General features: G+C 42.3%; 11 protein-coding genes. 8 read left to right on the plus strand and 3 right to left on the minus strand.

All coding sequences use genetic code 11. From position 1 onward, the window contains the following. The first annotated feature begins 94 nt into the window (after positions 1-94). Together E1163_RS05890 and E1163_RS05895 are read left to right on the plus strand one after the other, a co-directional pair. The gene (locus tag E1163_RS05890) at positions 95-1,144 is read left to right on the plus strand and encodes a sensor histidine kinase (RefSeq protein ID WP_155170485.1); all 1,050 of its coding nucleotides are present in this window, start codon (positions 95-97) and stop codon (positions 1,142-1,144) included. After that, positions 1,141-1,812: a LytR/AlgR family response regulator transcription factor gene (locus E1163_RS05895; protein ID WP_155170487.1), complete on the plus strand. Its 672-nt coding sequence runs from the start codon at positions 1,141-1,143 to the stop codon at positions 1,810-1,812. The genes E1163_RS05890 and E1163_RS05895 overlap by 4 nt, the downstream gene beginning before the upstream one ends. A gap of 23 nt (positions 1,813-1,835) precedes the next feature. On the opposite strand, the gene E1163_RS05900 is transcribed toward E1163_RS05895, so the two are convergent. Further along, positions 1,836-2,444, minus strand: a complete 609-nt coding sequence (locus E1163_RS05900; protein ID WP_155170489.1) for a hypothetical protein — start codon at positions 2,442-2,444, stop codon at positions 1,836-1,838. Then, entirely contained in the window at positions 2,441-2,779 is a 339-nt protein-coding gene (locus E1163_RS05905; RefSeq protein ID WP_221417945.1) for a PadR family transcriptional regulator, read from the minus strand. The genes E1163_RS05900 and E1163_RS05905 overlap by 4 nt, the downstream gene beginning before the upstream one ends. A 215-nt stretch (positions 2,780-2,994) precedes the next feature. Here E1163_RS05905 and E1163_RS05910 point away from each other — a divergent pair, with 215 nt between their 5' ends. The 5 genes from E1163_RS05910 to E1163_RS05930 all read left to right on the plus strand — a co-directional run bounded on the left by E1163_RS05910 (position 2,995) and on the right by E1163_RS05930 (position 8,404). Next, a complete protein-coding gene (locus E1163_RS05910; RefSeq protein WP_185155984.1) occupies positions 2,995-4,821 on the plus strand; it encodes a fasciclin domain-containing protein in 1,827 nt (608 codons plus the stop codon). Positions 4,822-4,896: 75 nt separating this feature from the next. Continuing rightward, positions 4,897-5,907, plus strand: coding sequence for a sensor histidine kinase (locus tag E1163_RS05915; protein ID WP_155170493.1), 1,011 nt, complete (start codon positions 4,897-4,899; stop codon positions 5,905-5,907). Next, on the plus strand, positions 5,904-6,674 hold the full coding sequence (locus E1163_RS05920; protein ID WP_155170495.1) for a LytR/AlgR family response regulator transcription factor: 771 nt from the start codon (positions 5,904-5,906) through the stop codon (positions 6,672-6,674). The genes E1163_RS05915 and E1163_RS05920 overlap by 4 nt, the downstream gene beginning before the upstream one ends. 57 nt (positions 6,675-6,731) lie before the next feature. After that, on the plus strand, positions 6,732-7,082 hold the full coding sequence (locus E1163_RS05925; RefSeq protein ID WP_155170497.1) for a hypothetical protein: 351 nt from the start codon (positions 6,732-6,734) through the stop codon (positions 7,080-7,082). Between the two features lie 119 nt (positions 7,083-7,201). Next, entirely contained in the window at positions 7,202-8,404 is a 1,203-nt protein-coding gene (locus tag E1163_RS05930; protein WP_155170499.1) for an MDR family MFS transporter, read from the plus strand. A gap of 1 nt (position 8,405) precedes the next feature. Here the strand turns inward: E1163_RS05930 and E1163_RS05935 are convergent, their stop codons facing one another. Next, on the minus strand, positions 8,406-8,687 hold the full coding sequence (locus tag E1163_RS05935) for a DUF427 domain-containing protein (protein WP_155170501.1): 282 nt from the start codon (positions 8,685-8,687) through the stop codon (positions 8,406-8,408). A gap of 101 nt (positions 8,688-8,788) precedes the next feature. Here E1163_RS05935 and E1163_RS05940 point away from each other — a divergent pair. Further along, positions 8,789-9,604 (plus strand): diacylglycerol/lipid kinase family protein (locus E1163_RS05940; RefSeq protein WP_155170503.1); only part of this gene is annotated, 816 nt, incomplete at its 3' end.

The raw sequence follows: 9,604 nt of genomic DNA on the forward strand, positions 1-9,604 counted from the left end.
GGGTATGGAATACATAAAGATGACGTTGGTTGAAAAAAGATGCCTTTACATTGAAACTTAAACGCTCGTAGCCTCAAAAAATGTAGATTAGTATATGGCAAATCAACGTATTCAGCTTATAGTCTTGTCCGTTTTGTTATGGATAGGCTATTTACTAATTCATTATTATTTCCTCTCATTTCCCTTTGATGCCGAAGCTTCTATCATTCTGGCCATCAGGATAGTAGCCATACATGCGATATTGTTTTATGTGAACTACCTTATACTGTTGCCCAAGCTTCTAGAAAGGAATAGGTATGTCGGCTACTTTCTCTCTCTGGCAGTATTGATAGTTTTTACCTATATCCTGTTCTCACTTTCAAATGAACTGCCTTTTATTCATGATGCACTGGAGACCGGCAGACACCGAAGGTTTCATGGTGCTCCAAGGTTGGAGCGTGCATTCAGAAGCCGGATATTTATTAACAACATTATCTCTTCCCTCGCAGTGTTGTTCATAAGCTCTACCTACTGGACGATAAGAAGAAACCAGCAAAGAAAACAGCGTGAGGTTAACCTGATGAATGAGAACCTGCAAACGGAAATGAAGTTTTTAAAGTCCCAGATCAACCCTCACTTTTTATTAAATGCCATGAATAACATCTATTACATGGCCACCACAAAGGGCGAGAAAACACCGGATATGATCATGAAGCTCTCCGAAATGATGAAATATGTGCTTTATGAAACCAATGCAAAACAGGTGTTGCTCAGCCGGGAGATAAATTATATTAATGATTATATTGACTTTCAACGCATCAAATTTGAAAAACAACCTGACATAAGGGTTGATTTGTCAGCGGTTGATGGCCATAAAAATATCAGCCCTATGATACTGATCCCTTTTATTGAAAATGCATTTAAGCATAGTAATCTGGATGATGACATTGGCTTTGTAGAGGTTAAATTATCCACCTCAGGACAAACACTCCAACTGCTGGTGCGCAATACGGTAGGCAAGGCTGGCACAAAAGACAAAACCGGCGGAATCGGCCTTGAAAATGTTAAAAGAAGGCTGGAGTATCTTTATGCCGGTAAATATGAATTAAACATCCGGGAAGAGGGAGATGTATTTGGTATAGACCTAAAACTAGAGCTAAAATGAACTGCATTGTAATAGATGATGAGTTTCCCGCACGTGCTATTATAGAAAGTTATATTTCAAGGATCCCATACCTTACCCACCTTCATAGTTTCAAAAACCCGGTAGAGGCACTGGACTTTTTGAAGAAAAACAAGGTCGACCTGATGTTTGTCGACATCCAGATGCCTGAGCTTACGGGTACTGAATTTTTGCGCTCCCTGCAAAACAAACCCGCTGCCATATTCACCACCGCTTACCCTGACTATGCCCTTGAAGGCTATGAGTTGGATGTGATTGATTATCTCGTTAAACCCATTTCCTTTGAGCGGTTCCTTACAGCTTCGGAAAAAGCCCATAAGAGAATTGAGAACCTGCCAAAGCAAACCGAAAGCTACTGGATAGTAAAAGCTGACCATAAAACCCACCGGCTCCGATACTCCGACATTAACTACATTGAAGGCGCCCGTGAATATGTTACTTACCACTTAAAAGAAGGAAAGCTGATGAGCCTGGAGGCCTTGAAAAACCTTGAACAAAGCCTGCCGGACAACTTCATCAGAATTCACAAATCTTATATAGTCAACAAAGACAACATCAGTTCCAAAGGAACCCAATGGATAACCGTGGCCGGCAAAGAGTTGCCTGTTGGGAAATCTTATAGGCAGCAGGTTAGAGACCTGTCACTATAAGCTCACTCAATACTTTTTTATTATCAGGATACTGATTTTTTATACATAGTAAAAAAGAGAAAAGGGAGAAATCCAGCTATAAAAATGAAAGCTCCGAGTATTAACATGATGTTGGCTCCCTGTAAATGAAGAACTTTGAATAGAGCGGCTATACCGGTAATAATTGCTGAAGTAGCACCCAAAATAATTTTTAAGCGCTCTGATAGTGCTTTTGAGATGGCTACCTTATATCTGTCAAAGGCCACAAATGGAATAAAAATCAGTAGTAAAGTAAGAAAGCCCGATATAAATAGCTGATTACCGCCAGACCAGTGAAGTAGTTTAAACAAAACACCGGCAGCCAAAGCCACCGAACCAATAAATCCGATAAAATACGTTAGTTTTTTCATGATTATTATTCGTTTAGAGTTTAGTAAAAACACCGTTTGGTACTCGATCTCCGCAAGTCCGTCGGGTGCCAGTTCTCTGACTGCATTTTCCAACATCTGTTCAAATGGCGTATCTGCTGCTCGCTGACTTTCAATCACACAACACAAATGATCAACTAAGTCATCACATAGTGTTGGCCGTTTTACACCCTGCGCCTCCACAAATGCCCGGATCATCTCTTCCTGTTGTTCTGTTAGCTTCATATGGTTCCTGCTTGTGGAAAAATAATTTTATTCAACGTCATCATAAAATCTTTGAGTTCTTCGAGATAAACCACTTTTTCTTGCTTCCCCTTTGGAGTCAGATAATAGTATTTCCTTACTCTTTTTCCCAAATACTCCTCCTCATATGATAACAATCCATCTTTACTCAACTTTTGCAAAGCCGGATAGAGGGAGCCATCCTTTAGTAAGATTTTCTCATCAGAAAGCTCTTTAACCCTCTGAAAAATCTCATAACCATACATGCGCCCATTTTCTGCCAACAAATTGAGAATAATGACCGATAGAGTCCCTTTTAAAAGTTCTTTTGAATACATAGAACAAATATACATAGAATTACAATACCTCATAATTCTATGTATTGTTTTTTTTGAAATTGTTCCTGCTACCTATGGGGATTTGACACCATTCACTCCTAACAGATACACTCCACTACTCAAAAGCTACACTTCACTCCATAAGGCCGTGACACCTGTCCGGGAGGGTCGTTAAAACGATGAAAAAACCAAATGTTCATCTAAAAAATAAAACTATGAAACTCGTTAACTACTTATCAGGCAAAGGGATTTATTCCGTGCTTTCGTTATCCATGCTTCTGCTTGTTTTTACCGGATGTGGGGATGACGATGATGGAGGCAATCCCGAGCCTCAGGATATTGTGGATGTGGCCGTTGCCAATGGTTATAACACACTGGCCGCAGCACTTACCGAAGCTAATCTGGTGGATGATCTGCAAGCTACAGGCCCTTTTACCGTATTTGCACCTACCGATGCTGCTTTTGCAGCCGCAGGTATTACAGCCGATAACGTCGGTGATGTTGAAAACCTCGAAGCTATATTGCTTTACCACGTTGTAAGTGGCGAGGTAATGTCATCCGATCTGGCCACAGGCGATGTAGCCACACTCAACGGAGCCACTGTTGCCATAGATGCTTCTGCTCTAACCGTAAATGGTGCTAATATCAGCGCTCCTTTTGATGTTGAAGCAAGCAATGGTGTTATTCATACTATTGATCAGGTGCTACTGCCACCACCACCTTCTATTGTACAAATTGCCCAGGCCAACTCAAACCTTAGCATATTGGTAGAGGCGCTTACCAAATTTCCCGACCTTGTCAATCTGCTGAATGGTGATGGCAGCTTTACGGTGTTTGCTCCTACCAACGCTGCTTTTGCCGACTTGCTTGGAGTGATTGGCCAGAATGAACTGGATGATATTCCCGAAGATGTATTGAAAAGAGTGCTTCAATACCATGTAATTGCAAGTGCAGCCCTTGCATCTTCTGACCTAAGTGACGGACAAATGGCTGCTACTGCATTAGGTAGTGACGATGAGGTAACCATCAGTATATCAGGAAGCGATGTGATGGTCAACAATGCCAACGTGACCACGGCAAACATTGAAGCAAACAATGGAATCATACATGTAATTGATGCAGTGCTTGTACCTTCCCTGGAGGCAAGTATTGTCAATACGATAGTAGAACCTGCATATTTCAATAAGGACTTTAGCATACTTACCGCAGCCGTTGTGAAGGCAGAATTGTTAGAAACATTGATCGACGGAAGCGCTAATTATACCCTTTTTGCGCCAAACAATGAGGCTTTTGAGGCTGCAGGAATAACATCACTGGATGGCCTGGACAAAGCTGCTTTGACACCAATATTGACATACCATGTTTTAGGAACGGAAAATTTTGCTTCTGACCTGCCATCTACAGCAGGAGGTTTCGCTACTGCCATAGGTACATTAAACGGTGATTTTTATCTTACCAACAATTCAAATGGTGTATTCATTAATGGAAATTCACAGGTCGTTGTTGCTACAGAATCGGGAGAGGCGCTGGATTATAGCAATGGCGTAGTACATGTGATCAACCGGACCTTGCTACCTGAGGATAGCGATGACATTGTTGCTATCGCTCAGGCCGCAGGGTTTACAGACCTGGCCGCCGCACTTACCGAGGCCGGATTGGTGGCCGCTTTGCAAAGCCCTGAGGGACCTTTCACGGTATTTGCTCCAACAAATGATGCTTTCCAGGCTCTTTATACCGCTTTGGGTGTAAGCGGTCCTGCTGATGTGGATGATGCTTTACTGGCGGATATCCTGCTTTATCATGTGTTGAGTGGTCGCGTATTTTCATCTGATCTCACAGACGGCCTGGTGGCAACTACCCTTTCTGATGCCCAGGATCCGAGTGATACGAATATAACAATCAATGTAGGTGATGGCGTATCCCTTACCGACTACGATCCGGATGTTGCCAACCCCACTGTTACAAGTACTGATGTGCTGGCTACTAATGGTGTAATACATGTTATTGATGCCGTGCTACTTCCTGTAGACACTGCTCTGTAAAAATGCTTATGAAAGGGGCGGCGGTATGCCGCTCTTTTCATAAATTAAACCCTCTTACTTTCATGTTGTGAACCGATGTTTGGAATTAAGTACCGTTACATTTTTATTTTATTGCTGGCAGCATACTCCTTCCTCAACATACTTTTTACGGAAGGGGATAAACTGTTTGGCTTTGTGCTTAACCCTTTTCTCTTTTTCGGTATACTTCTATGTATAGTTTTTCTGATCTGGGAAGGCAACAGAGTGCTTTCTACATTTGCAATGAAATGGCAGTTCAGGAAATTCCACCCGCTTTTTGTTTTATTCGGCCTCAGCCTCATCAATGTGCTGTTTATTGCTTTTCTGGTTACGCTTGGCTTTGAGATATTCAAAGGTGCATCCATCAATGAAATACTCACTTTCAAACTTGCATTGGGCTTTGCATTCAGGGTCAACCTGTTTTTGCATAGTATCAATGCCATTGTGTTTTTTGTAAATCAATACAAAAATGCTCAACTGGAAACGGAAAGATTGAAGAAGCAGAATGCCGAAGCCCGGTTTGAAGCCCTTCGCAACCAGATCAACCCTCACTTTCTATTCAACAGTTTCAATGTACTCTCCTCTCTGGTACATAAAGATGCTGACACCTCCTCCAGGTTCATAGAGCAGCTAAGCAATGTATACAGGTACCTGCTTTATAATCAGGAAAATAAGGTAGTCAGGTTATGGGAAGAGCTTACTTTTATTGAATCTTACATTTTCCTACTCAAAATGAGATTTAAGGAAAATCTGAACATTGTAAACACCATAGATGAGAAGCACAAGTCAAAATATATAGCACCTGCTACTATGCAGCTTCTCATAGAAAATGCCATTAAACACAACATCGTTTCGCGAGCCGAACCCCTGACGATCAAGCTTCACAGCAATAATGATTATCTGATTGTGGAAAATAATGTCCAGCTAAAGCCTGTAAAAGAGCCTTCTACACAGCTTGGGCTAAAGAATATCAGAGAGCGGTATGATTATTTGTGCGGAAAGGATGCCTTGATCGTCCAGTCAAATGGCAATTTTATAGTTAAGGTCCCTTTAATCGAAATCGAATGAACGTACTCATTGTAGAAGACGAAGAACTTGCTGCTGAGCGCCTCGAAGAATTGGTGAAACAATACAGCCCTGATATTTATGTCCTGGAGAGGATAGATACGGTAAAGGGTACAGTAAAATTCATTCAGGAGCGTGAACATGAAACTGACCTTATTCTTTTGGACATTCAGCTCGCAGATGGCAAGAGTTTCGAAATTTTTGACAGGGTAAGATTTTATACTCCAGTGATCTTTACTACGGCATATGATGAGTTTACTTTAAATGCTTTTAAACTAAATAGCATTGACTACCTGCTGAAGCCTATTAAATATGAAGCGCTCAAGGCTGCTTTGGAAAAATTCGAACGGCTCAAGGAAAATCAGCGTGTACCCATTATTGACAAGAAGCTGATCAGCACCATTCTCCGCGAAAGTGGCAAGACCTACAAAAAGCGCTTTCTTGTAAAATTCGGTAAGCGCATGCAGTTTAAAAATGCCGAAGAGATTGCTTACCTGTACGCGGAAGATAAGATCTGCCATATTGTTGAAAAAGTTACCTGCAAGCAATACATCATAGACCACACCCTGGAAGAGCTGGATGACGGGTTGCTTGATCCCCAGTCCTTTTTCCGGATCAACCGGCAATTTATTATTAACATTGATGCCATTCGTGAAGTAAAGAGCTATTACAATAACCGCCTGGAGCTAATCCTGAAAATTCCTTGTGAGGAAAAGCTTATAGTGAGCAGAAAAAAAGTGAAAGATTTTAAAAACTGGCTTAATACTTAAACATTTTTATGATAAAGCTGTTTCGTAGGTTTAGTAAACAAAACCTACTTAATCAACATGTTACGAAGCTCATTTCTAATCTTACTGTTCTCACTATTGACCTTAACCACATACGGACAGGAACGTTACCCTGGCCTGGACACGCTAAAGCAGCAGGTACTGACCCTACAGGCTGATGTAGACAACATACACCTAAACCTGGAGAAATCTAAGTCAAAATTCCAACGAGGTATATTGGTAGCTACTCTGGGATATACCATAACCATCGCTGGAGGCCTTATGCTTGGCCGTGAAAATGATGAACTGGGTCAGGGGCTTCTGATAGCCGGTGGTGTTACTGGAGTTGTTGGCACTTACATGCTGGTAGATGCCTTCAAATTTCTTGGTAGGACACGACGTCGGCCTTAGCCGAGTTGTACAAGCAGCATCCCCATTCTTTTCGCCTTTGTCCGCTCAAATAATATTGTGTAAAAAGCAACCGCCAGCTACGTTAAGCGTAAGCAATAATATTTTTAATAGGCGAAAAATTGACAAAGATCCTGAACCTTTATAAGCAGGCTTACGGCGGGCTATCCGAACCAGCCTGGATGCTGGCCGTAGTGATGCTCATCAACAGGGCAGGCTCTATGGTGTTGCCATTCCTGAGTATTTACCTCACCCAATCCCTCAAATTCGGGATCAGGGAAACTGGTATTGTGTTGGCCTCATACGGATTAGGAGCCATGGCCGGCTCATTATTAGGAGGCTGGCTGTCAGACAGGATAGGAAATTTCCTGGTACAGTTCCTTAGCCTGGTTTTAGGAGGTATATTCTTTCTGTTTCTTCCTCTCATCACCGAGTTTGAGTGGCTTACAGTAGCTGTATTTCTGGTAAGCATGACGGTAGAGTCACTTAGGCCGGCAAATACGGCATCTATTGCTTCTTATTCCAAACCGGAGAACCTAACGCGTTCATACTCGCTCAACAGGATGGCCATCAACCTTGGCTTTTCTATCGGCCCTGCTCTTGGAGGTATTCTGGCTTCGCATTCTTACGAGCTTCTTTTTTATGCAGACGGCCTCACCTGTATTTCGGCCGGAATATTTTTCTTTGTCTATTTCAGAAACAAAACTCCGAGAAAGGTAAAAGAGGTACCCCATACAAGCGAGGCACTGAAGGATAAATCACCCTATCTTGACTATTCATTTTTACTCTTTGTATTGCTTGTGGCCGGTTATGCGATGGTATTTTTCCAGCTCTTCAATACTATTCCTATATTCTACCGGGAATCCCACCATTTATCAGAAGGCACAATAGGGATCCTGCTCGGGCTGAATGGGCTTATCGTGTTCCTTTTCGAAATGATCCTTGTGCATCATTTTGAAAAGAGGGTGACCATTATGAAAATGATTGTGATCGGAACATCCCTTTGTGGCGTATCCTACGCCGTGCTCAATGTCGCCGGTGGCATTTCCCTGCTCATAGTGGCCGTTATCCTGTTAAGCTTTGCTGAGATCATGGCCATGCCTTTCATGGTCACCCATGTAATCAACAAAGCAGGTAAAGGTAATCAGGGAAGTTACATCGGGCTATACTCGCTGGCCTGGGCCTCTGCATTTACGCTTGCCCCATTTTTGGGTACGCGTGTAGTTGCCGGAGCCGGTTTTGACATACTCTGGTGGAGCTGTGCCGGTATGAGCATTTTGCTAAGCCTGCTGTTTTATTTCAGTTTGAGAAAGCAAAATAGCTGATTTACTCCACCACTTCTACCCCTTTCCAAAAAGCTACTCTTCCTTCTATAGGTTTTGCCGCCTCTTTTGCTTCAGGGTAATACCAGGCTGCATCTTTATTTGTATCATCATTGACTTCCAGCGTATAATATGATGCCGTTCCTTTCCAGGGACAAACCGTATTAGTCTCTGATTTCTTCAAAAATTCCTTTTTCACCGCTTCTGCCGGAAAATAGTGATTTCCCTCGATCACTATAGTGTCATCACTCTCTGCAATAGTTTCACCGTTCCAAATAGCCTTCATAGATTTTCATTTGATGGATTGTAAATATAGTGAGTTAACAAAAAAATCTATTGTCTGTTTACTGACACCTGTATACCTTTATGGGTTAACCTTAAAATAAGATGCTAAAGATTGGCTTTGTTGTAAATGGTAAGAAAGGGAGGCAAAAACGTCTCCAACAGGAATTTAAAAAGCTGATCCATACAAGTCAGCATCTGGATATAGTAGTAAAAGAGACCTCTGCCATAGGAGATGCCACGGTCATTGCCATGAACCTGGCTGATTCCGGCTGCACTCACATTATAGCAGTGGGTGGGGATGGTACTTTAAATGAAACCGTTAATGGTGTAAAAAAATCGACCAAACCTCATTGCCACGTGGGCATGTTGACTTATGGAACTGCCAATGACTTCGCCAGAACCATTCGGGCACCGAAGTCACTCAAAAAACTGTTGCAGTTGATAGAAAAGGGAAGCTCCAAAAAACTTGACCTGGGGCTGATCGAACAGAAAGTAGGTGACCTGACGTATACACGGTACTTTATCAATATTGCAGACCTGGGCATTGGTGCGGAGGTTGTTAAAAGGGTTAATGGCTCATCAAAGGTTTTCGGGTCCGACATCACTTTCTTCGGAGCTATAGTGAGGACGTTCTTTAGCTACACCAATCAGCCTGTATTATGTGAGGCTGACAATTGGAAGTGGGAGGGCAAGATCAATTCGCTGGTAATCGCCAATGGCAGATATTTTGGCAGTGGCCTGTGCATAGCTCCGGAAGCCGACCCTTGCGATGGTAAATTTTCTATCATGATATCAGGAGATATAGGTTTGTCAGACTATCTGAAAAATGTAGCAAAAATCAGAAAGGGAAAAGTACTGGACCATCCGAAGGTTGAATATAAGGTAGCAAGAAAACTAAGAATTACATCCCCGTCCTTA

Source organism: Fulvivirga kasyanovii (assembly GCF_009711405.1).
In the GTDB taxonomy this organism is placed as follows: Bacteria; Bacteroidota; Bacteroidia; order Cytophagales; family Cyclobacteriaceae; genus Fulvivirga; species Fulvivirga kasyanovii.

Bases quoted from the DNA above. Each gene is read 5' to 3' on its own strand.
- E1163_RS05910 (WP_185155984.1), top strand. From the start codon at position 2,995: ATGAAACTCGTTAACTACTTATCAGGCAAAGGGATTTATTCCGTGCTT.
- E1163_RS05895 (WP_155170487.1), top strand. From the start codon at position 1,141: ATGAACTGCATTGTAATAGATGATGAGTTTCCCGCACGTGCTATTATA.
- E1163_RS05890 (WP_155170485.1), top strand. From the start codon at position 95: ATGGCAAATCAACGTATTCAGCTTATAGTCTTGTCCGTTTTGTTATGG.
- E1163_RS05925 (WP_155170497.1), top strand. From the start codon at position 6,732: ATGTTACGAAGCTCATTTCTAATCTTACTGTTCTCACTATTGACCTTA.
- E1163_RS05920 (WP_155170495.1), top strand. From the start codon at position 5,904: ATGAACGTACTCATTGTAGAAGACGAAGAACTTGCTGCTGAGCGCCTC.
- E1163_RS05905 (WP_221417945.1), bottom strand. From the start codon at position 2,779: ATGTATTCAAAAGAACTTTTAAAAGGGACTCTATCGGTCATTATTCTC.
- E1163_RS05900 (WP_155170489.1), bottom strand. From the start codon at position 2,444: ATGAAGCTAACAGAACAACAGGAAGAGATGATCCGGGCATTTGTGGAG.
- E1163_RS05935 (WP_155170501.1), bottom strand. From the start codon at position 8,687: ATGAAGGCTATTTGGAACGGTGAAACTATTGCAGAGAGTGATGACACT.
- E1163_RS05915 (WP_155170493.1), top strand. From the start codon at position 4,897: ATGTTTGGAATTAAGTACCGTTACATTTTTATTTTATTGCTGGCAGCA.